The sequence below is a fragment of the Curtobacterium luteum genome (assembly GCF_014646995.1).
Lineage (GTDB): Bacteria > Actinomycetota > Actinomycetes > Actinomycetales > Microbacteriaceae > Curtobacterium > Curtobacterium luteum.
The window spans coordinates 129318-150594 of record NZ_BMOI01000009.1 but is presented as its reverse complement, the minus strand read 5'-3'; the positions used below and the strand labels follow the sequence as shown (position 1 = coordinate 150594).

Sequence of the window (21277 nt, the reverse complement as noted above, 5' to 3'; positions counted from 1 at the left end):
CCGTCGAGCACGGGAACATCACCGTCGCGTCAGGTGACCGGCAAGCACGCCGCCGCTGTCCCCGCCGACGTTCCGACGACGGTCGCGGACGTCCGGGTCGTGGGCGGTGACCCCACCCCCGAGGAACTCGCGGCCGTCATCGCCGTGCTGCAACGCCAGGCGGACGAGGTGGCAGCGGCAGGTCGCTCCGAGGTGACCGTGTCGCCGCGTGCCGGCTGGGACGCGTCGGCTCGCGGACTCCGTCGGCCGCTCGACCACGGTCCCGGCGCCTGGGGTCGATCCCTCCGCTGACCGATCCGCGCGGCGTGCCTTGTGCCCACGGGGGGAACCGCGCGACGATGTACCCCTGCCCCGCGGACGGTCGGAACGGTTGCAGGCTGCACTTCCCGACCGGTCTCCCCTCGTCCGGGGGACACGACTGCTCGAACTCGCCCGATTCGGTCGGATTTGTCCCCCATAATGACGACTGACACGACCGTGCGAGGTCGGCATCATTGTTCGTGTTCGGTGTCCTTCACAGAAGAACATCGCAGGACGGTGGCCGACTAGGGTACGAAGCCACCGCCCGCTGCGAGTCAGGGCGATATTCGGGTTGTCGCCCAGACTCGGGTCGTGAACGGGCCGGTCGGATTCCGACCGGCCCGTTCCCCGTCTCCGAGCCGTCCGGTAGTGCTGCATCCTCCGTTACGCTCCGCGACGGCCCCGCACCCGACGGGCCGCACGCTGCCAGCCCGCCCCGCGCCGGGCGGGAGGCACGCTGTCAGCCCGCCCCGCGCCTCCAGGCCGTCGTGGGCCCACCTGGCGCACCTGGCCCACCTCGCGGCGTCGGACCGTCGTGTGGGCGCTCCGCCAGCGCGCCGCCGTCAGGCGACGAGGTGCCGCGGGATCTCCATCCACAGGGCGACCGAGTCGTCCTCGTCGCCGTCCTCGTCGTCGAGCCCGGCGCCGAGCGCCGCCGACTGGCTCGCGGCGACGTCGAGCCGGAGTCCGACGACCGTCACCGCGGTGTCGGCGCCCTCGCCCACCGTCCGGACGATGACGTTGTCCGCGCCACGGGCCTGCCGGAGCGCGTCCGCGACCTGGGCGTGGATCCGACGGATGTCGTCGGCCTCCAGGTCGTCCAGCCCACCGTCGTCGTGCAGCTGCACGGTCGCTCCGGCACGGCGCAGCCGCATCACCTCGGCGCGGACGTCGTCGGAGAGCAGGGAGCGGCCGCGGATCTCGTCGCGGATCGCCTGCTCGAGGTGGAGGCACTCCTCCCGCTCGTCGTCCGTCAGCTCGCCGTGCGCGTCGATGATCCGCTGCAGCATCGGCAGCGCCATGCGCGTCGTCTGGCTCAGCCGGAACTGCCGTTCGAACACGTGCGCGTCCTGAGCGGCCTGCCAGTCCTCGGTCTCCTGCTCGGCCCGGATGAAGTCGCGCCGGACCCGCGTCGCCCGGTTCATGGCGACCGAGAAGACCGTGGCGATGGCGACCCAGGCGACGCTCCCGAGGACGCCCAGCGAGCCGAGCGCCTCGAGGCCGGCCCAAGCCACGGTGTGCACCGCGAGGAACCCGACCCCGGCCCACGCGAAGGCGCCGCGACCGCGCACGACGAGCACGACCATGAGGGTGCCCACAGCAGCGATCCACCACGTGGCGTACCCCGGACCGGAGCGCAGCTCGACGACGGGGGCGGCGACGACCGGCATGACGACGGCCGTGGCGAGCGAGAAGCACGCCGCCCAGACCGGGAGCGCCCGACCCGGGGCGAACAGCGCTGCACCCGTCGCAGCGGCGTAGAGCACCATGCACGCGACGATCGGGGCGACCTCGTGCACGCGCGGCAACGTCGTGGCGGCGAGGACCAGGTGGTAGACGGAGAACAGCGCGGCGAGCCCGATCGCGACGCCCGCGGGGATGGAGACCTTCACGCTGCCTCCTCGGTCGAGGGGGTCCAGGAGAGCCGCACGGTGGTCCCCCGGCCGGGAGCGGAGTCGACCTCCGCCGTGCCGTCCACCGCGACCACCCGCTCGATGATCGACCGTCGGACGCCGAGCCGTTCGGCGGGGATGCCGGCGAAGTCGAAGCCGGCCCCGTCGTCACCGACCTCGATGCGGACCCCGGGACCCTGCTGCTCGACGAGGACCCAGCGGTCCACCTCGGCACCGCCGGCGTGCTGGACGGAGTTCACGGCGGCCTGGAGCGCTGCCGAGGCCAGGGCGTCGGCCACGACCGCGGGCAGGCGGACGTCGCCGACCCGACGCTCGACGAGCCGGACGGGCGCGGCGAGGGCCGAGACGGCGCTGCAGATGCGGCTGCGGAGTTCCACGAGCGACACCGGGCCCGCAGCTCCCGGGGTGTCCGACGCTGCGGCGGCGAGGTGGTCGATGGCGTTGCGGGCCATGCGGGCGGCGAGGGCCTTCGCGTCGACGGTCTCCGCACGGGCAGCCGACAGGAGTGTGGTGAGCACGCTGTCGTGCACGATCGCGTCGACCTGGACCCGCTCGACCTCGGTGGCGTGCTCGCGGATGGCGGCCGAGTACCGACGGACCGCGGTGGCCTGCGCGGCGTCCACCGCCGTGGCGGCACGGCGCAGCACCACGGCGATGACGAGCACCGCGCCGCTGAGGATGGCGGTGTAGACGCCGTCGAGCAGCGCCCGGGTCAGCCCGACGTGCCCACCGACGGGCAGCAGCCGGATCACGACGTAGACCGCGGGTGCGAGCGCGGTGTACACAGTCGCGCGCCACGCGGCGAAGCCCATCGCCGCCGCCGCCGAACCGACGGTGATGAACCACCACGGCCACGGGACCTGGTCCGCCGGGATCGGCTCCTGCACGGTGGAGGGCCACGAGACGAGCGCGACCAGGAAGAGGAGCGCGCACGCGATCTGGGCCGGTTGCGCCAGCCGGGGCAGGAACGCTGCGACGGCGACGAACACGAACGACGCGGCGAGCGCCACGGCCACGAGCGGTCCCCACACCGGGTGGAGGTACGGGAGCTGCCCGAGCACCGCCGGGGTGTCCGCGGCGCCGAGACCGACGGCGGCCATCGCGAGGAGGATCGTGAACGCCCGCTCGACCGACGCCTGGGTGATCGTCGCCCGGACGTTCCGCGACGGGTCGGCACCGAACGGTGCTCCCCCGACGACCGTCGGCGACGGTCCGACCCCCACCGCCATCGTGCTCAGCGGCCGTCGGCGTCGGGGTCGATCCCCGAATCGAGACCGGGGAGGATGCCGTCCTCGACGGCACGGCGGAGGAGGTCGACCTTGGTCGGCGCGGGTCGTCCGACCTCGACGTACTTCACGCGGATGCGGTCGAGGTACTCGCGGGCGGTGGAGTACCCGATGCCGAGCTGCTGGGCGGCGAGCTTGAGCGGCAGCCTGGACGCGTAGAGGTGCAGGATCTCGCGCTCACGACGACCGAGCTGGGCCTTCGCGAAGTCGCGGTCCGCGTCGATGGCGCTCGCCCACTCGAGGTTGTTGAGCACGTCGCCACGTGCGACGGTGGCGACGGCGGCCATCACGGTCTTCGTCGCGGAGGACTTCGGGATGACCCCGGCTGCCCCTGCCGCCAGCGCCTCACGCACGTTCGCCACCCGGTCGGCGATGGAGTGCACGAGCACGGCCGACCCGGCGCCCTGCACACCCTTGACGTTCTCGGTCACGGTCGAGCCGTCGCCGAGCGACAGGTCGAGCACGACGACGTCGACCTCGCGGTCGCCGAGTTCACGGATGTACTCCGGGACGCTCGCGGCGGTGAGGACGACCTCGAAGCCCTCGTTCTGGCACGCGGCCTGGATGCCGAGCCGGACCGACTCGTGGTCGTCGACGATCGCGACGCGGACCGGCGTGGTCTGGACGTCCGTCGCGTGGGAAGTGGGTGTCGTTGCTGCTGCCACGGTGGCCTCTCGTTCCGATGCGCACTCCGGTCCCTGATACCGGAACGCATCATCGGCCAAGGATACCCAGGTCGGACCCAGGTCCGGCGGCGGTGTCGACGTGACGCGCCGACGTGACGTCCGGTGTCAGGCGGCGGGGACCAGTCGCGCGACCGCCTCCATGTGGTGCGTGTGCGGGAAGAGGTCGAACGCGCGGAGCGCCTCGAGCCGGTAGCCGAGGTCCGCGAACGTCGCGACGTCACGGGCGAGCGCGACAGGGTCGCACGCCACGTAGACGACCTGTGCGGGCTGCAGCGCGGCGATCTGCACGACGACCTCGCGGCCGGCGCCGGAACGGGGCGGGTCGAGGACGACGGTGCCGGCACGGAAGCGGGCGCGTTCGTGCGGCGAGGCGCCGGTGGCCGTCCGGGCGAGCCAGCGGTCCACGCGGCCCGTCTCCGCGCGGGCACCGATCCACTCGGCGAGGTTCTCCTGCGCGTGCTCGGTCGCCCGCTCGGACCCCTCGACGCTCGTCACCTTCGCGCGGGGGCCGACCAGGTCGCCGAGGGCCGCGGCGAGCAGGCCCACACCGCCGTAGAGGTCGAGGTGCTGCCCCTCCGGGTCGAGCCGGTCGGGGTCGACGAGGTCCTGCACGGCGGCGGTGAGCACGGCCGGGGCCTGTCGGTGCACCTGCCAGAAGCCGTTGTCGTCGACGGCGAAGGTCCGCTCCCCCACGGTCTCGGTGACGACGGTCGGCTTCTGCTCGTCGATGACGAGTCGCGCGCCCTCGGACCCGCTCGGGGCCAGCACGTCCACGACGGAGGCGCCGGGCATGGCGCCACGGCCGAGTGGGGCGTTCTCCTGCACGACGGCGCTCGCGAGGGGCAGGGAGGTCACCGGGACGACGGTGTGCGAGCGGGCGGCGAACGGTCCGGGGGTGCCGTCGGCGTCGACGTGCAGCCGGACGCGCGTGCGCCAGCCGAGGCCGTTCGCCACGTCGTCGCCCGGCACCGCCTCGACCACGACGTCACGGCCGAGGACGTCGGCGAGGTCCGTCCGGGCGAACCGGGCGAACGCGTCGACCAGCACGTCGTGCTTCAGCGTGCGCTGGTGCGACAGCGCGATGTGGCCGAACTCGGCCCCACCGGCGCGGACCGCCGGGTCGCGGTCGAGGCCGGCCTCGGGCCAGACGTGGTCGACGCGGTGCTCGTTCGGCTGCTGCACCGAGACGGTGTCCGCGCGCCAGAACGACTTCTTGCGGTCCTCGGTCACCCGCGCGGTGACGCGTTCGCCCGGGATCGCGTCCGAGACGAACACCACGCGTCCCTCGTGCCGTGCCACCGAGATGCCGCCGTGGGCGATCCCGGTGACGTCGAGTTCGAGCAGCGTTCCGACGGATTCACCCATGGTTCGATGTTCCCATGCGTCTGTACCTCGCGAGTACCTCCCCCGCCCGTCGTGCCCTGCTCGCCCAGACCGGCATCGAGCCCGTGCTCGTCGACCCCGGGGTCGACGAGGACGCCGCGGTCGCCGCACACGAGGCGACGCTCGGCCGGCGGCTGACCGGACCGGAGCTCGTGTCGCTGCTCGCCGTCGCGAAGGCGTCGGCCGTCGCCGACGCGGCGGTCGCCGGACGCGGGGTGGACGGGTTCGTGTTCGGCGGCGACTCCGCCTTCGAGGTCGACGGCACCCTCTACGGCAAGCCCCACGACCCCGAGGTCGCACGGGAACGGTGGCGGCAGATGCTCGCCGTCGGGGGCGGCACCCTGTGGAGCGGCCGCTGCGTGCTGGACCGGCGTGCGGACCGTCCCGGGACCGGTGACGGTACCGCCCACCGGCCGGGAGGCGCGGGGCGGGCCGGCACCGTGCCTCCCGGCCGTCAGGTGCCCACCTCCACCGCCGGGGACGGCCTGATCGCGGAGGTCACGCCCGGCGGGTCCGCGATGGTCGCCGACGGCGACCGCGTCGCCGCCGTGGACAGCGCGGTGCTCACCTTCGCCGACGACGTGTCCGACGACGAGATCGACGCCTACGTCGCCAGCGGCGAACCGCTCGAGGTCGCCGGGGCCTTCACGATCGACGGCCGTGCGGCGGCGTACATCACGCGGATCGACGGCGCGCCCTCGGCCGTCGTCGGTCTGTCGCTGCCGGTGCTGCGCTCGATGCTCCTCCGCGGGTTCGGCGCCACCTGGCACGACCTGTGGTCGATGTAGACATCCACACTTCTTCCCGTCGGTTCTTTGTGGGTGCCAGTCAATTCGGGCCGCCGCCGCACGAATACGCTGGCTTACCATGCCCCGTATCAGCAAGGTCCTCATCGCGAACCGCGGCGAGATCGCCGTCCGCATCATCCGCGCGGCCCGCGACGCAGGCAAGGCATCGGTCGCCGTCTACGCCGACCAGGACCGTGACGCCCTCCACGCCCGCCTCGCCGACGAGGCGTACGCGCTGAACGGCACCACGAGCGCCGAGACCTACCTCGTCATCGACAAGATCATCTCGGTCGCCCGCCGCTCCGGCGCGGACGCCGTGCACCCGGGGTACGGGTTCCTCGCCGAGAACGCCGACTTCGCCCGTGCCGTCATCAACGCCGGGCTGACCTGGATCGGCCCCTCGCCGGAGTCCATCGAGCAGCTCGGTGACAAGGTGTCCGCACGCCACGTGGCCGAGAAGGTCGGCGCGCCGCTCGCCCCCGGCACGATCGAGCCGGTCGAGGACGCCGCCGAGGTCATCGCGTTCGCCGACGAGGTCGGTCTGCCGGTCGCCATCAAGGCGGCATTCGGCGGCGGTGGCCGCGGCCTGAAGGTCGCCCGCACGCGCGACGAGGTCGCCGCGCAGTTCGAGTCGGCGACCCGCGAAGCCATCGCGGCCTTCGGTCGTGGGGAGTGCTTCGTCGAGAAGTACCTCGACAAGCCCCGGCACGTCGAGACCCAGTGCCTCGCGGACGAGCACGGCAACGTCGGCATCGTCTCCACGCGCGACTGCTCGCTGCAGCGTCGACACCAGAAGCTGGTGGAAGAGGCTCCGGCGCCGTACCTGACGGACTCCCAGAAGGAGCGCCTGTACGAGTCGTCGAAGGCGATCCTCCGCGAGGTCGGCTACGTCGGCGCCGGCACGTGCGAGTTCCTCATCGGGGCCGACGGCACCGTGTCCTTCCTCGAGGTGAACACGCGCCTGCAGGTCGAACACTGCGTCTCCGAGGAGGTCACCGGCATCGACCTCGTCCGCGAGCAGTTCCGCATCGCGGAGGGCGGCGTGCTCGACTACGACGACCCTGAGCCGCGCGGACACTCCTTCGAGTTCCGCATCAACGGCGAGGACGCCGGGCGCAACTTCTTCCCGGCGCCGGGCCCCGTGCACGCGTTCAACGCCCCGTCCGGCCCCGGCGTCCGCGTCGACTCGGGCGTCGTGTCCGGCGACGTGGTCTCGGGTTCGTTCGACTCGATGCTCGCGAAGCTCATCGTCACCGGTGCCACGCGCGCCGAGGCTCTGGAGCGGTCGCGCCGTGCCCTCGCCGAGTTCGAGGTCACCGGCCTGCCGACCGTGCTGCCGTTCCACCGCGCGGTCGTGTCGGACCCGGCGTTCGCCACGTCCGACGACGAGCCGTTCAGCGTCTACACGCAGTGGATCGAGACGGACTTCGTCAACGACATCCCGGCGTGGAGCGGCGCGACCGAGGAGCTGCCCGCTCCGGCGTCCCGCGACACCGTCGTCGTCGAGGTGCAGGGCAAGCGCATCGAGGTCACCATGCCGTCGATCGTCGGCGGTGGCGCTGCTGCCGGTCGGCGTCCGGCCGGGCCCTCCGCTCCCCCGAAGCGTCGGTCGTCCGGCGTGCGTGGCGGGCTCGCCTCGTCGGGATCGGTCACGTCGCCGATGCAGGCCACCGTGGTCAAGGTCGCGGTCGCCGAGGGTGACACCGTGGTGAAGGGCGATCTGCTCGTCGTCCTCGAGGCCATGAAGATGGAGCAGCCCGTGCAGGCCGCCCGCGACGGCGTGGTCAAGGCGCTGAACGCCCCCGTCGGCCAGACGATCTCGTCCGGGCACGTGCTGCTCGAGCTGGCGTAGGCGCGGCTCGCGGCTCGGCGCCGCGCGGCTCGCCGGGCTCCCGCACAACCAAAGTCACCTCGAACCACGCCTCGCCGTGGTTCGAGGTGACTTTGGTTGTGCGGCGCCGAAGTGCGCCGGGTCCGACTCAGCGAACATGACGGAACGACCGGGGTGCGGTGGGGACCCCGACACCGCGGAGTACGGCCCGGAGTGCGTCGAGGTCGTTCGCCTCGTCCCATCCGAACCGTCCGAAGCCGCGTACCTCCCGGTGCCGCCGGAGTCGGTCCTCTCGGCGTTTCTCCGTCACGACGACGTCGGCGGCGGACATGCCGGGTCGCCGGAGTGCCGGATCGACGTACTTCGTCCTGCCGTCGAACTCCAGGACGACCCCCTGCTCGGGGAACCAGAAGTCGACCCTGCCGATGAACCCGGCGTCGTCGTGGGACGCACGCTGGAGTACGGGCCGGGGAGCGCCGACCTCGTCGAGGGCGACCCGAGCGACCGACTCCCCCGGTGACCCGCTCGCGCCGTCAGCGAGTTCCAGCGCGACCGCCGCACGGTGTCGACCGTGCACGGCTCCACGCGCCTCGATCTCGGTTCGGACATCGGCCAGCACGCAACCCGCGGCGAGCGCGACGTCGAGCGCCGGCACGGACAGCCGGAGCTCGAAGGAGATCGCGAGGTCGGCGACGGTGCTGGTCAGGTCCGTCACCCGGCGCCCGTTCGCGATCATGTACTGCGTCCGGAGCCGCCTGCCTCGTCCGGGTCGCTTGCGCACGTGCGTCAGCGACTGCGTCGTCGATCGCTCGGGGTCGATCACCTCGACCACGTCGGGGAACTCGCCGCGCCAGGGCAGCCCGTGGAGCGCAGCAGCCGACGCATGTGCAACGACGAGCCGGGGCGCGATCCGGTCGTGGACAGCCTTGATGCGCGCGATGTGCCGTTCACCGGGCGTAGCGCGACGCCACTCCGTCGCGTCCACGAAGCGCCCCGGGGTCAGGCGGACGAGCGCTCCCTGATCGGCAGCGTCCCGGAAGGAGCGGCCGCGCGTACCGGTCGGGTCTGCACTGCCGCCGCGGATGATGGTGAGTCGAGTCATGCGCCCACGGTCGACGATGACGGGCGGGATCGGTTCGTGTCGTGGTCCTCTGTAGAGAACAGCCCCGCGCGAACGCGGCGTGGAGGACGGCGCGGCTCACCGCCGCACAACCAAAGTCCCCTCGAACCGTGGCGATCCGCGGTTCGAGGGGACTTTGGTTGTGCGAGCGGGCGCCGGAGCGTGCGAGCGGGCGCCGGGAGCGCGCCCGTGGCCTACGACACGAGGGGGCGCACGGCGTCGGCGAGGGCGTCGACGAGCGCCTGGGCCTCGCTCGGCGTCGCGGCGACGGTGTCGATGTAGACCTTCACCTTCGGCTCGGTGCCGCTCGGCCGCACGATCACGCGGGCGTCGCCCTCGAGGTCGTACCGGAGGATGTCCGACGGCGGGAACCCGTCCACGCCCTCCGCGTAGTCGGTCACGGACCGCACGGCGACGGGGCCGAGCGACGCCGGCGGGTCCGAACGGAGCGCCGCCATGATGGTGCCGATCCGCGACAGGTCGTCGACGCGTGTCGCCACCTGCCCGGACGCGAACGCCCCGAACTCCGCGGCGAAGGCGTCCAGCCGGTCGGCGACGGTCTGCCCCGACGCGGCGAGCGTCGTCGCGAGGTCGAGCAACGCCACCGCGGCGGAGATGCCGTCCTTGTCGCGGACGACGTCCGGGTCGACCAGGTAGCCCAGGGCTTCCTCGTACCCGAAGACCAGCTCGGGGACCCGCGAGACCCACTTGAAGCCGGTCAGCGTGTCCCGGTAGGCCAGACCGTGGCGCTCGGCGACGCGGGCAAGCGCCGGCGACGAGACGATCGACGCAGCGAGGGTGCCACCCCGCCCGTCCGACGAAGCCCGGGCGGCCGCCTGCCAGCCGAGGAGCCACCCGACCTCGTTCCCCGACAGTCGGCGGAAGGATCCGGAACCGTCCGGGATCGCCAGCGCGAGCCGGTCGGCGTCCGGGTCGTTCGCGATGACGAGGTCGGCGTCGATCGCGGTCCCCCGCGCGATCGCGAGGTCCATCGCGCCCGGCTCCTCGGGGTTCGGGAAGGAGACGGTCGGGAAGGCGCCGTCGGGGTCGATCTGCTCCGGGACCGTGGTCGGTTCCGCGAACCCGGCGCGCAGGAAGACGGCGCGAGCGGTCTCCCACCCGACACCGTGCATGGCCGTGTAGACCACCTTCGGCTGCTGGTCGACCGGGAGCCCGGCCGCGGGCACCGTCGCCGCCGTGGCGGCGACGTACGCCTCGAGGAGCGCGTCGTCAGCGACCGTGTAGTCGGTCCCGCGGGCCAGGTCGGTGATGGACCCCGCCGCGACCGCGTCGATGGCCGCAGCGATCGTGCCGTCGACCGGCGGCACGATCTGGGAGCCCTCGTCGTCCTCGCCGAGGTACACCTTGTACCCGTTGTCCCGCGGCGGGTTGTGGCTGGCCGTCACCATGACGCCGGCGCCGACCCCGAGGTGCCGCACCGCGAACGCCAGCACGGGTGTCGGCAGCGCGGACGGCAGCAGCGTCACCTCGAGCCCGAGGCCACGCATGACCTCGGCGGAGTCGCGGGCGAAGACGTCGGAGTTCACGCGGCCGTCGTAGCCGATGACGACGCTCCGCGATCGGCCGGTGTCGACGAGGAACCGTGCGAGCCCGGCGGCGGCCTGCGACACGACCACGCGGTTCATCCGCAGCGGCCCGTAGCCGAGTTCGGCCCGGAGACCGGCGGTCCCGAAGGCGAGGCGCCCCGCGAAGCGGTCCGCGAGTTCCTGCACGGCAGGACCGTCACCGCTCGCCGCGGCCTCGATGGCGGCGTCGAGCTCGGCGCGGGTCTGCTCGTCGGGGTCCTGGGCGGACCAGGCACGTGCGGTGGCGACGACTCCGTCGACGTCGAGCTTCACAGCGCCGGACCGTCCGTGGCGTCGGACGACGAGCCGATCGCCGCCACGACACGGGCGAGCAGGTCCGCGATGCGGGGCTCGGCCTCACGACCGGCCTCGAGCACCTCGGCGTGCGAGAGCGGGGTCTTCTGGATGCCCGCGGCGAGGTTCGTGATGAGGGAGAACCCGAGGACCTCCATCCCGGCCTGCCGTGCCGCGATCGCCTCGAGCGCCGTCGACATGCCGACGATGTGACCGCCGATCGCCTTGGCCATCTGCACCTCGGCCGGGGTCTCGTAGTGCGGCCCGCGGAACTGCGTGTACACGCCCTCGTCCAGCGACGGGTCGACACCGCGGGCGACGGCACGCAGCCGCGACGAATAGAGGTCGGTCAGGTCGACGAACGTCGCGCCCTCGAGCGGGCTGTCGGCGGTCAGGTTGATGTGGTCGCTGATGAGCACGGGAGTGCCGGGCGTCCAGTGCTCCTTGATGCCGCCGGCGCCGTTCGTGAGGATCATCACCGAGGCCCCGGCTGCCGCGGCGGTGCGGACGCTGTGCACGACGCGACGGACGCCGTGGCCCTCGTAGTAGTGCGTCCGGGCGCCGATGACGAGCGCGTGCCGTCCGTCGGGCAGCGCGATCGAGCGCACCGTGCCGGAGTGCCCGGGCACGGCCGAGGCGCTGAAGCCCGGGACCTCGGCTGCGGGGATCTCGGAGACCGTCTCACCGATGATGTCGGCGGCCTTGCCCCATCCGGATCCGAGGGTGAGGGCGATGTCGTGCCGCTCGATCCCCGACTTCGACGCGATGACGTCGGCGGCGGCGCGTGCGACCTCGAACGGGTCGGCGGCGGGGTCGTTCAGCGGGTTGTCCGTGCTCATGCCCCGATCCTAGGGCGCGCCGACAGGACGCCGGGCGCGCACACGCGCGCGCCCGCACACGGCGAGCGTGCACACACGCGCGCGCCCGCACACGGCGAGCCCAGCGCCGCTCAGTGCTCCCCGAGTGCCCGGTCCACCGCCGCCGTGATCTCGCCCTGGTCGAAGTGGTTCCGGATCACGATGACCTCGGCGTAGGTGTCGCCGATCGCCTCGACGAACTCCTGGCTCGTCAGGATCACGTTGGCGTCCTCGGCCACCGACCGGACGGACGCCACGTCGGCGGCGACGACGGACGCGCTGAGTCCGAGCGTCGCCAGGGCCTTCTCGGCGTTCACCTTGAGGATCCCGCTCGACCCGATGCCCGCACCGCAGATCGTCACGATCTTCACGAGTCGGCCTCCGCGGCCCCCGCGGCCCCGGACGACTCCGCCCCCGCGGCCCCCGCGGCCCCGGACGGCTCCGCCCCCGCGGCCCCGGACGCAGCGACCCCGAGGATCGCGCGGACCTCCGCGGCGGACGCCGCCGACGCCAGCCGGGTCGTGACCGTCGGGTCGTTGAACGTGTTCGCGATCTCGCCGATCGACTCCAGGTGCGTCCCGACCTCGGCGACCGCCAACCCGAGCACCACCCGGACCGGGTCGTTGTGCGGGTGGCCGAACGCGACCGGCTCCGCGAGTGTCACGACCGCGAGGCCGTCCCGCAGCACGGCTGCCCCCGGTCGGGCGTGCGCGAACGCGAGCCCCGGTGAGATGACGATGTACGGGCCGTGCTCCTCGACCATGTCGACCATGGCGGCGGTGTACGGTTCCGTGGTCGCGCCGGAGGCGACGAGCGCACCACCGGCGATCCGGAGCGCCTCGCGCCACGACGACGCGGACGCGCCGAGCACGACGGCGTCGTCGGGGAGCGGTGGGAGCGGCACGACCTAGGCCTCCTGGTGTCCGGCGGTGATGGTGGCGATGATCTCCTCGCGGTCCTCGAGGGGCAGGAAGGAGCCGAGCGCGGCGTTGATCTGGAACGCCGCGAGGTCGTCGAGGTCGTAGCCGAACGTGCCGGCGAGCAGCGCGAGCTCCTTCGACAACGAGGTGTTGCTCATCAGCCGGTTGTCGGTGTTCACGGTGACCCGGAAGCCGAGCTGGTAGAGCACGTCGAACGGGTGGTCGGCGAGCTCGTCGCCCCACGCGGCGATCGCACCGGTCTGCAGGTTCGACGAGGGCGCGACCTCGAGCGGGACCTCGCGGTCGCGAACCCACGACGCGACCTCGCCCAGCGTCGCCAGGGTGGAGCCGTCGCCCGCGTCGGAGAGCGCGATGTCCTCGAAGATGCGGACACCGTGCCCGAGCCGGAGCGCCCGACCGTCGACGAGCGCCGACCGGATCGAGTCGAGCCCGTCGGCTTCGCCCGCGTGCACGGTGACGGGGAAGAGCTGCGTCGCGAGCCAGTCGAACGCCGCACGGTGGTTCGCCGGCGGGAACCCTGCCTCGGCCCCGGCGATGTCGAACCCGACGACACCGCGGTCACGGTGCCGGACCGCGAGCTCGGCGATCTCCTGCGCCCGGTCGGCGTGCCGCATCGCGGTGACGAGCTGCCCGACCCGGATCGTGCCGCCGGCCGCGTCGACCGCTTCCTCGATGCCGGCCTGCACCGCCTCGACCGTCTGGTCGAGCGTCAGCCCACCCTGCAGGTGCTGTTCGGGCGCCCAGCGGATCTCGCCGTAGACGACGCCGTCCGCGACGAGGTCCTCGACGAACTCCTTCGCGACGCGGTGCAGCTGCGGGGCGGTCTGCATCACCGAAGTGGTGACGTCGAACGTCTTCAGGTACTCGACGAGCGAGCCCGAGTTCGACTGGTCGGCGAACCACTGACCGAGCGCGTCGGCATCGGTGGTCGGCAGCGCCACCCCGGACGAGTCCGCCAGCTCGACGATCGTCGCCGGCCGCAGCCCCCCGTCGAGGTGGTCGTGCAGCGAGACCTTCGGCAGGTCGTTGATGACCGCTCCGGCGTCGGGCAGGCGGTAGGTCGTGGCGTCGGCGCTCATGCGCTCCAGGCTATCGGTGGTCACCGACCCTGCGCCGTGCCCTGTGCACAACAGCCGGGTGGACCGACTGGAGGCTCCCCACAGGCACGTGGGGAGCCTCCGGTCGGCCGGACGGTCACCTCAGCCGGTGATGCGCTCCCGCACGATCGGACCGCGGACGGCCGCGGCGGAGTCGGCCGGTCCGATCGCCCACGCACCGTCGAGCGACTCGAGCGCCCGGTCGAACCGGTCCGGCTCGTCGGTGTGCAGCGTCCAGAGCGGCTGGCCCTCGGTGACGGTGTCGCCCGGCTTGACGTGCAGCTCGATGCCGGCCCCCGCCTGGACCGGGTCCTGCGCACGGGCTCGGCCGGCGCCCAGACGCCAGGCCGCGACGCCGAACGGCAGGGCCTCCTGCGAGACGAGCACGCCCGACTCGGGCGCGGTGACGACGTGCTGCTCACGGGCGACCGGCAGCGCGGCCCCGGGGTCGCCGCCCTGTGCGGCGATCATCCGGCGCCAGGTGTCCATCGCCCGCCCGTCCGCGAGCGCCGCGGCCGGGTCCGCATCCGGCAGGCCGGCGAGCGTGAGCATCTCGGTCGCCAGCGCGACGGTGAGCTCCACGACGTCGGCCGGGCCCCCGCCCTCCAGCACCTCGACGGACTCACGGACCTCGAGCGCGTTGCCGATCGTCAGTCCGAGCGGGACCTCCATGTCGGTCAGGAGCGCCGAGGTCGCCACGCCGGCGTCGTTCCCGAGGTCGACCATCGTCTGCGCGAGCTCCTTCGACGCCTCGTACGTCGGCATGAAGGCACCCGACCCGAACTTGACGTCGAGCACGAGCGCCCCGGTGCCCTCGGCGATCTTCTTCGACATGATGCTCGACGCGATGAGCGGGATGCACTCGACCGTGCCGGTGATGTCCCGGAGCGCGTAGAGCTTCTTGTCCGCGGGCGCCAGACCCGATCCGGCGGCGCAGATGACCGCGCCGACGTCGTCCAGGATCTCGAGGAGACGCGAGTTCGACAGCGCGGCCTGCCACCCCGGGATGGACTCGAGCTTGTCGAGCGTCCCGCCCGTGTGACCGAGGCCGCGCCCGGAGAGCTGCGGGACGGCAACGCCGAACGAGGCGACGAGGGGCGCCAGCGGCAGCGTGATCTTGTCGCCGACACCGCCCGTGGAGTGCTTGTCCACGGTCGTCTTGCCGAGCGCGTCGAACGACATCCGCTCCCCCGACGCGATCATCGCGAGCGTGAGGTCCTTGATCTCCCGCCGCTCCATGCCGTTGAGGAAGATCGCCATCGCGAGGGCCGCCATCTGCGGGTCCTCGACGTAGCCGCGCGTGTAGGCGTCGACGAGCCAGTCGATCTCAGCGGTCCCGAGGGCGTCCCCGGAACGCTTGGTGCGGATGAGGTCGACGGTGTCGAAGGGCTCGATGGCCATGCGTGATCAGTGCTCCTGCTGGTACGTGACGAGGGTCCGCGGCCCGAAGGCGTCGGGGAGGACCTCGTCGATGGTGCGGATGCCGGAGACGGTCTCGAGGAGCATCCCCTCGGCCGAGTGCTCGAACAGCAGCTGCCGGCACCGGCCGCACGGCATGAGGGTCGCCCCGTCGCCGTCGACGCACGTGAACGCGACGAGCTTGCCGCCGCCGGTCATGTGCAGCTGCGAGACGAGCGAGCACTCCGCGCAGAGTGTCACGCCGTAGGACGCGTTCTCGACGTTGCAGCCGGAGACGACGCGGCCGTCGTCGGTGAGCGCCGCGGCGCCCACCGGGAACGACGAGTACGGCGCGTACGCGTGCCGCATGGCGGCCGTGGCCGCGTCCCGCAGGGCGCTCCAGTCGACGTCGACGGACGCGGTTTCGGACTGGAGGCCCGGGGCGGCGTCCGCCCCGTCGGCCGCGGTGACCCCCTGGCCACCGGATGCGTTCGTGTGGGTCATGTGCCGTGCCTCCAGGCCGTCAGCTCTTGATGTAGGGCTTGCCGGCCGCGGCGGGACCGCGCACCTGCCCGACCAGGCCGGCGACCGCGAGGATCGTGACGACGTAGGGCAGCATGAGCAGGAACTCGCTCGGCACCGGCGACCCCTGGACGACGCTCAGCGCGTTCTGCAGGTTCGAGGCGAAGCCGAACAACAGTGCTGCGAGCGTCGCGCGGATCGGGTCCCAGCGGCCGAAGATGACGGCAGCCAGGGCGATGTAGCCCGCGCCGGCGGTCATGTCCTTCGTGAAGCCGCCGACCGCGTCGAGCGTGAAGTACGCGCCGCCGAGGCCGGCGATCGCGCCGGCGAGGGAGACGTTCCAGAACCGGGTCCGGTTGACGTTGATGCCGACCGTGTCCGCGGCCTGCGGGTGCTCGCCGACCGAGCGGAGGCGGAGGCCCCAGCGCGTCTTGAACAGGCAGAACGTGACGACCGCGACGGCGACGTACGCCAGGTACACGACGACGGTCTGCTCGAAGAAGATCGGGCCGATGACCGGGATCTGGTGCAGCAGCGGGATCTCGAACTTCGGGAAGCGGAGGCCCGAGTTCAGCGTCGCCTCGTTCGGGGAGAGCACCTGCGAGTACAGGAACCCGGTGAGGCCGGAGATGAACGCGTTGATGACGACACCCACGATGACCTGGTCGACCAGGTACTTGATGCTGAACGCCGCGAGGATGAACGACACGAGCACACCGGCCACGACCGCACCGACGAGGCCGGCCCACGGCGTGCCCGTCACCGACGCCACGAGCGCCGAGGTGAACGCACCGGCGAGGAACTGGCCCTCGATGGCGATGTTGACGACACCGACCCGCTCCGAGATGACCCCGCCGAGCGCACCGAACACGAGAGGGACGCTCAGCCCGAGTGCACCGACGAGCATGCCGGGGATCGTGATCGAGTCACCGGCGACCGCCCAGGCGAGGAAGCCCACGACGAACACGATCGCGAAGAGCGCGGTCACCCAGAGCCGGACCCGTCGGCCCGCACGGGTCTCGACGACCGCGTAGACCGTCGCGAGCGCGAGCAGCACGATGACGACGACCCCCGTGGCGGTCGACGGCAGCGGCAGGTTCGGCAGCGCGAAGAAGTCGCCCTTGGACGACAGACGGAACGTCGCCGTCCCGGGACGGTGGGCGAGCCCGAAGAGCAGCAGCGCGATGACGGTGAAGACGCCGTACCCGATCGCGGTCTTCCAGCTCCGGGTGGTCTCGAGGTCGCGGCCCTGGGCGGGCAGTGCGGGGACCGCGGTGGGGGTCATGGTGCTCACGCGGCGACCGCCTTCTTGCTCTGCTTGGTGCGGGTTCGGCGGCGGGCGCCCGGCTGCGGGATCCGGAAGATCGCGCGGACGAGCGGCGGTGCCGCGATGAAGAGGACGATGAGCGCCTGGATGACGCCGACGATGTCGATCGGGATGCCGTTCGCGGCCTGCATGGCGTAGCCGCCGTTCTTCAGGACGCCGAACAGGATCGCGGCCCAGAACACGCCCCACGGCTTCGAGCGCCCGAGGAGCGCGACCGTGATGGCGTCGAAGCCGATGCCGGCGTCGATGTTGGAGGTGAAGCCGCTCGTGACCGCACCCTGCACCTGGTAGGCCCCGGCGATGCCGACGAGCGCACCCGAGATGAGCATGACCCAGATGGTCAGCGACGGGACGCTCATGCCGGCGACGCGGGCGGCACGGGGGTTCTCACCGATCGTGCGGAAGCGGAAGCCGAGCGAGGACTTGTTGAGCAGCCACCACACGACGACCACCGCGATGACGGCGACCACGAACCCGAGGTCCACGCCGTACCGCGGGCCGAACAGCTGCGGGAGCACCGAGCTGTCCTTCATCGCGGGCGAGATCGGGTTCGGGCTGCCCTTGGCCTGCAGCAGCCCCGGGGTGCGGAGCATGTAGCTGACGAGGTAGAGCCCGACGTAGTTGAGCATGATCGTGAGGACGACCTCGTTGGCGCCGGTGCGGGCCTTCAGGAGACCGACGATCCCGCCCCAGACCGCACCGCCGACGATGCCGGCGATGATCGTCAGCGGGATGTGCACGACCGCGGGCAGGTCGAACGAGAAGCCGACCCAACCGGCCGCGGCGGCGCCCATCAGGATCTGTCCCTGGCCGCCGATGTTGAACAGCCCGGCGCGGAACGACACCGCGATGCCGAGACCGGCGGCGACGAGCGGCACGGCGTAGTCGAGCGAGCGGGTGATCGGGACGATCGCCTGCGCGAACGAGCTCGCACCGAAGTTGACGACCGAGCCCTGGAAGAGCGACGCGTACGCACCGCCGACGGACGAGCCGATGGCCTGGAACGTGTCGGTCGGGCGGGCGAAGAAGTACCCGGCCGCCGTGCGGACGTTCTCGTCGGTGACGGCGATGAGGATGCCGCACGCGACGAGCGCGAGCACGACGGCGAGGACGGTGACGAGCACGGAGCCGTTGACGATGCTCTGCAGCGCGGTGCTCCATCGGTCGCCGCCGCCGGCTCGACGCTCGGAGTCGGTCGCCGAGTCCGTCATGAGGTGCGGGGTCGCCGCCTCCTCCTGCAGTCGGTCGTCAGTGACCGGCGCGGTGTCGTGGGGGTCCTGCGCGGTGTTGTGGGGGTCCGGCGCGGTGTTGTGGGGGTCCTGCGCGGTGTCGTGGGGGTCCTGCGCGGTGTTGTGGGGGTCCTGCGCGGTCACGCCGCCAGCTCCGTTCCTTCGGGCAGTTCGCCTGCCATCATGAGGCCGAGGACGTCTCGGGGGGTGTCTGCGGGGACGATGCCGACGATCGCGCCGCGGTACATCACCGCGATCCGGTCGGCCAGGGCCACGACCTCGTCGAGCTCCGTGGAGACGACGATGACCGGGACGCCGGTGTCGCGGGTGGCGACGATGCGCTTGTGCACGAACTCGATCGAGCCGACGTCGATGCCGCGGGTGGGCTGGGCGGCGACGAACAGGCGGAGGTCGCGGCTCAGCTCGCGGGCGAGCACGATCTTCTGCTGGTTGCCGCCGGAGAGCCGGCCCGCCGCGGTGGTGCGGGACGGCGTGCGGATGTCGAACTCGGCGATCTTCTCGTCGGCGAACGCGTCACGCTCGGCACTGCGGATGGTGCCGGCGCGGACGAACTCGGCGTGGTCGGCACGGTCGAGCATGAGGTTCTCGGCGATGGTGAACTCGCCGACGAGTCCGTCCTCCTTGCGGTCCTCGGGCACGAAGCCCACGCCCGCGTCGAGGATCTGCTTGACGCTCCGGCCGGTGACCTCGGCGCCGTCGAGCGTGATGCGCCCGGCGTGGACCGGCTCGAGGCCGAGGAGCGCCTCGGTCAGCTCGGTCTGGCCGTTGCCCTGCACGCCGGCGATCGCGAGGATCTCGCCGCGGCGGACGCTGAACGAGACGTCGTCGACGAGGACGACCCCGGAGGCGTCGGTGACGGTGAGGTGGTCGACCACGAGGGCGTCCTCGCCGCCGGACGCCGGCGTCTTGTCGACGACGAGCGACACCGCGCGACCGACCATGAGCGCCGCGAGCTCGTTGTTCGTCGCGGTGGGCGATGCCTCGCCGACGACCTTCCCGAGCCGGATGACCGTGATGCGGTCCGCGACCTCGCGGACCTCGCGCAGCTTGTGCGTGATGAACACGATCGCCGTGCCGGCCTCGCGGAGCTGGCGCATGATCGCCATGAGCTCGTCGGTCTCCTGCGGCGTGAGCACGGCCGTCGGCTCGTCGAACACGAGGACCTTCGCGTCGCGGGAGAGCGCCTTGATGATCTCGACCCGCTGCTGCACGCCGACGGGGAGGTCCTCGACCTTCGCGTCGGGGTCGACGTCGAACCCGAAGCGGTCGGAGATCTCCCTGACCCGTGCCCGGGCGCCGGCGAGGTCGAGCCGACCGCCGAGGGTGGTCTGCTCCTGCCCGAGCATGACGTTCTCGGCGACGGTGAAGACGGGGACGAGCATGAAGTGCTGGTGCACCATGCCGATGCCGGCGCGCATGGCGTCACCGGGTCCGTCGAAGTCCTGGACGACGTCGTCCAGGAGGATCTCGCCCTCGTCGGCCTGGTAGAGGCCGTACAGGACGTTCATGAGGGTGGACTTGCCGGCACCGTTCTCACCGAGGAGGCAGTGGACCTCTCCCGGCTCGACGGTGAGCGAGATGTGGTCGTTGGCGACCAGTGATCCGAACCGCTTGGTGATGCCGCGGAGTTCGAGCTTCATGTCGGGTGCGCAGTTTCTCTCTGTCGAGCGCCCGCGACCGAGGGTCAGCCGTCGGTCGGGCCTCGGTCGTGGGCACGAGAATGCGGGCGGAGGAAGGATCCCCCGCCCGCATCCGCGGTGTTACTTGACGGTCGCGTCGGTCTTGACCGTGATCGAGCCGTCGATGATGCCGGACTTGATCGTGTCGAGCTCGCCCTCGAGGCCGCTGTCGACCTTGGAGGCGTAGTCGTGGAACGGGGCGATGCCGACGCCCTCGTTCTTCAGCGTGCCGACGTACGGCGTGTTCGAGAAGTCGCCCTTGGCGGCTTCCTCGACGACCGTCTTCGTGGCCGGGCGCATGCCCTTCTCGACGGACGTGAACGCGATGTCCTTGTAGCGGGGGTCGGCCTCGTAGAGGTCGCTGTCCGCACCGATCAGGACGGAGCCGTTGTCGGCGTCCTTGATCGCCTCGGCGGCCGACTGGTAGATCGGGCCACCGACGGGGAGGATGACGTCGGCGTCCTGGTCGAGGAGCGTCTGCGCGACGGCCTTGGCCTGCGTGCCGGCCTCGAAGCCACCGGTGAAGGAGCCCTTCTGGCTGTCGACGTCCCAGCCGACGACCTTGACGTCCTTCTTCTTCTGCTCGTTGTAGTACTTCACGCCGTCCGCGAAGCCGTCCATGAAGATGGTGACGGTCGGGATCTGCATGCCGCCGAAGGTGCCGACGACGCCGGACTTCGAGTAGGACGCGGCCGCGTAGCCGGCGAGGAACGCCGCCTGCGAGGTGTCGAACGTGATCGGCTTGACGTTCTTCGCCGAGATCGAGTTGTCGTCGATGATCGCGAAGTCGGTGTCGGGGTTCGCGGCGGCCTGCTTCTTCGTGGCGTCGGCGAGGTTGAAGCCGACGGTGACGATGAGCTTGCAGTTCTGGTTGATCAGCTGCTCGATGTTCGAGTCGTAGACCGTCGAGTCCTTGGACTCCGCCGACTTGTAGGTCGCGCCGAGTTCCTTGGCGGCGTCCTGCAGGCCCTCGTAGCCGAGCTGGTTGAACGACTTGTCGTCGAAGCCGCCGGAGTCGGAGACCATGCAGGGACGGAAGTCGGTCTTCTTGGCCGAGGCGTTGTCGGACGGGGCGGCGGAGCAGCCGGCGAGCACGGCGACCGTGCCGACCAGGGCGAGGCCGCTGAGCGCGATCTTGCGGGTGCGGGATGACACTTGGGTGATTCCTCCGGGGGGCGTTGGCCCGGAGCTGCGGTTCCGGGCGATCGTGGTGACAGTACACGACAGTCCGACCGGTACAGAACCCCTTCCGACCCCGCCCGGGATCGGTTACGGGATCGCGACCGCACGGAAACGCG

The 21277-nt window shown here is 71.9% G+C and carries 19 protein-coding genes; 3 read left to right on the top strand and 16 right to left on the bottom strand.

The features are described from left to right. A partial coding sequence (locus IEY20_RS11565) for an acyl-CoA carboxylase subunit epsilon (protein ID WP_229728014.1) occupies window positions 1-291 on the top strand: 291 nt, incomplete at its 5' end. 572 nt (window positions 292-863) lie between these two features. Here the strand turns inward: IEY20_RS11565 and IEY20_RS11560 are convergent. From IEY20_RS11560 to IEY20_RS11545, 4 genes are all read right to left on the bottom strand, one after another. Beyond that, the gene (locus IEY20_RS11560; RefSeq protein WP_022902660.1) at window positions 864-1913 is read right to left on the bottom strand and encodes a DUF8320 family protein; all 1050 of its coding nucleotides are present in this window, start codon (window positions 1911-1913) and stop codon (window positions 864-866) included. Then, complete coding sequence (locus tag IEY20_RS11555; protein WP_188889151.1) at window positions 1910-3157, bottom strand: sensor histidine kinase; 1248 nt, start codon at window positions 3155-3157, stop codon at window positions 1910-1912. Before IEY20_RS11555 ends, IEY20_RS11560 begins: the two co-directional genes overlap by 4 nt. Before the next feature lie 11 nt (window positions 3158-3168). Continuing rightward, window positions 3169-3885, bottom strand: coding sequence for a response regulator transcription factor (locus tag IEY20_RS11550; RefSeq protein WP_175329393.1), 717 nt, complete (start codon window positions 3883-3885; stop codon window positions 3169-3171). 126 nt (window positions 3886-4011) lie between these two features. Beyond that, entirely contained in the window at window positions 4012-5271 is a 1260-nt protein-coding gene (locus IEY20_RS11545) for a class I SAM-dependent RNA methyltransferase (protein ID WP_175329394.1), read from the bottom strand. 14 nt (window positions 5272-5285) lie between these two features. On the opposite strand from IEY20_RS11545, the gene IEY20_RS11540 reads away from it, so the two are divergent. Both IEY20_RS11540 and IEY20_RS11535 read left to right on the top strand, forming a co-directional pair. Next, a complete protein-coding gene (locus IEY20_RS11540) occupies window positions 5286-6077 on the top strand; it encodes a Maf family protein (RefSeq protein WP_175329395.1) in 792 nt (263 codons plus the stop codon). Between the two features lie 79 nt (window positions 6078-6156). Further along, window positions 6157-7929, top strand: a complete 1773-nt coding sequence (locus IEY20_RS11535) for an acetyl/propionyl/methylcrotonyl-CoA carboxylase subunit alpha (protein WP_188889149.1) — start codon at window positions 6157-6159, stop codon at window positions 7927-7929. 127 nt (window positions 7930-8056) lie between these two features. Here IEY20_RS11535 and IEY20_RS11530 read toward each other — a convergent pair whose 3' ends face one another. The 12 genes from IEY20_RS11530 to IEY20_RS11475 all read right to left on the bottom strand — a co-directional run bounded on the left by IEY20_RS11530 (window position 8057) and on the right by IEY20_RS11475 (window position 21134). Further along, on the bottom strand, window positions 8057-9010 hold the full coding sequence (locus tag IEY20_RS11530; RefSeq protein WP_175329397.1) for a hypothetical protein: 954 nt from the start codon (window positions 9008-9010) through the stop codon (window positions 8057-8059). 212 nt (window positions 9011-9222) lie between these two features. Then, window positions 9223-10887: a phospho-sugar mutase gene (locus IEY20_RS11525; protein WP_188889147.1), complete on the bottom strand. Its 1665-nt coding sequence runs from the start codon at window positions 10885-10887 to the stop codon at window positions 9223-9225. After that, on the bottom strand, window positions 10884-11747 hold the full coding sequence (locus IEY20_RS11520) for a purine-nucleoside phosphorylase (RefSeq protein ID WP_022902667.1): 864 nt from the start codon (window positions 11745-11747) through the stop codon (window positions 10884-10886). The genes IEY20_RS11525 and IEY20_RS11520 overlap by 4 nt, the downstream gene beginning before the upstream one ends. A gap of 110 nt (window positions 11748-11857) precedes the next feature. Further along, complete coding sequence (locus IEY20_RS11515) at window positions 11858-12136, bottom strand: PTS sugar transporter subunit IIB (protein ID WP_022902668.1); 279 nt, start codon at window positions 12134-12136, stop codon at window positions 11858-11860. After that, the gene (locus IEY20_RS11510; protein ID WP_175329399.1) at window positions 12133-12669 is read right to left on the bottom strand and encodes a PTS sugar transporter subunit IIA; all 537 of its coding nucleotides are present in this window, start codon (window positions 12667-12669) and stop codon (window positions 12133-12135) included. The genes IEY20_RS11515 and IEY20_RS11510 overlap by 4 nt, the downstream gene beginning before the upstream one ends. Before the next feature lie 3 nt (window positions 12670-12672). After that, on the bottom strand, window positions 12673-13785 hold the full coding sequence (locus IEY20_RS11505) for an adenosine deaminase (RefSeq protein WP_175329400.1): 1113 nt from the start codon (window positions 13783-13785) through the stop codon (window positions 12673-12675). A gap of 120 nt (window positions 13786-13905) precedes the next feature. Beyond that, complete coding sequence (locus IEY20_RS11500) at window positions 13906-15204, bottom strand: thymidine phosphorylase (RefSeq protein ID WP_175329401.1); 1299 nt, start codon at window positions 15202-15204, stop codon at window positions 13906-13908. 6 nt (window positions 15205-15210) lie between these two features. After that, window positions 15211-15705 carry a cytidine deaminase gene (locus IEY20_RS11495; RefSeq protein ID WP_175329402.1) on the bottom strand — a complete coding sequence of 165 codons (495 nt, stop codon included), beginning with the start codon at window positions 15703-15705 and terminating at the stop codon, window positions 15211-15213. A 19-nt stretch (window positions 15706-15724) separates the two neighbouring features. Beyond that, window positions 15725-17017, bottom strand: a complete 1293-nt coding sequence (locus IEY20_RS11490) for an ABC transporter permease (RefSeq protein WP_372378918.1) — start codon at window positions 17015-17017, stop codon at window positions 15725-15727. After that, window positions 17014-18423: an ABC transporter permease gene (locus IEY20_RS11485; RefSeq protein ID WP_372378919.1), complete on the bottom strand. Its 1410-nt coding sequence runs from the start codon at window positions 18421-18423 to the stop codon at window positions 17014-17016. Before IEY20_RS11485 ends, IEY20_RS11490 begins: the two co-directional genes overlap by 4 nt. Continuing rightward, window positions 18420-19940, bottom strand: coding sequence for an ABC transporter ATP-binding protein (locus tag IEY20_RS11480; RefSeq protein ID WP_022904682.1), 1521 nt, complete (start codon window positions 19938-19940; stop codon window positions 18420-18422). Before IEY20_RS11480 ends, IEY20_RS11485 begins: the two co-directional genes overlap by 4 nt. Window positions 19941-20060: 120 nt before the next feature. Further along, a complete protein-coding gene (locus IEY20_RS11475; RefSeq protein ID WP_175329403.1) occupies window positions 20061-21134 on the bottom strand; it encodes a BMP family lipoprotein in 1074 nt (357 codons plus the stop codon). Between the last annotated feature and the right edge of the window lie 143 nt (window positions 21135-21277).

Coding starts and splice junctions, on each gene's coding strand:
- IEY20_RS11480 (WP_022904682.1), bottom strand. CDS start 19,940: ATGAAGCTCGAACTCCGCGGCATCACCAAGCGGTTCGGATCACTGGTC.
- IEY20_RS11540 (WP_175329395.1), top strand. CDS start 5,286: ATGCGTCTGTACCTCGCGAGTACCTCCCCCGCCCGTCGTGCCCTGCTC.
- IEY20_RS11500 (WP_175329401.1), bottom strand. CDS start 15,204: ATGGCCATCGAGCCCTTCGACACCGTCGACCTCATCCGCACCAAGCGT.
- IEY20_RS11520 (WP_022902667.1), bottom strand. CDS start 11,747: ATGAGCACGGACAACCCGCTGAACGACCCCGCCGCCGACCCGTTCGAG.
- IEY20_RS11495 (WP_175329402.1), bottom strand. CDS start 15,705: ATGACCCACACGAACGCATCCGGTGGCCAGGGGGTCACCGCGGCCGAC.
- IEY20_RS11535 (WP_188889149.1), top strand. CDS start 6,157: ATGCCCCGTATCAGCAAGGTCCTCATCGCGAACCGCGGCGAGATCGCC.
- IEY20_RS11505 (WP_175329400.1), bottom strand. CDS start 13,785: ATGAGCGCCGACGCCACGACCTACCGCCTGCCCGACGCCGGAGCGGTC.
- IEY20_RS11545 (WP_175329394.1), bottom strand. CDS start 5,271: ATGGGTGAATCCGTCGGAACGCTGCTCGAACTCGACGTCACCGGGATC.
- IEY20_RS11530 (WP_175329397.1), bottom strand. CDS start 9,010: ATGACTCGACTCACCATCATCCGCGGCGGCAGTGCAGACCCGACCGGT.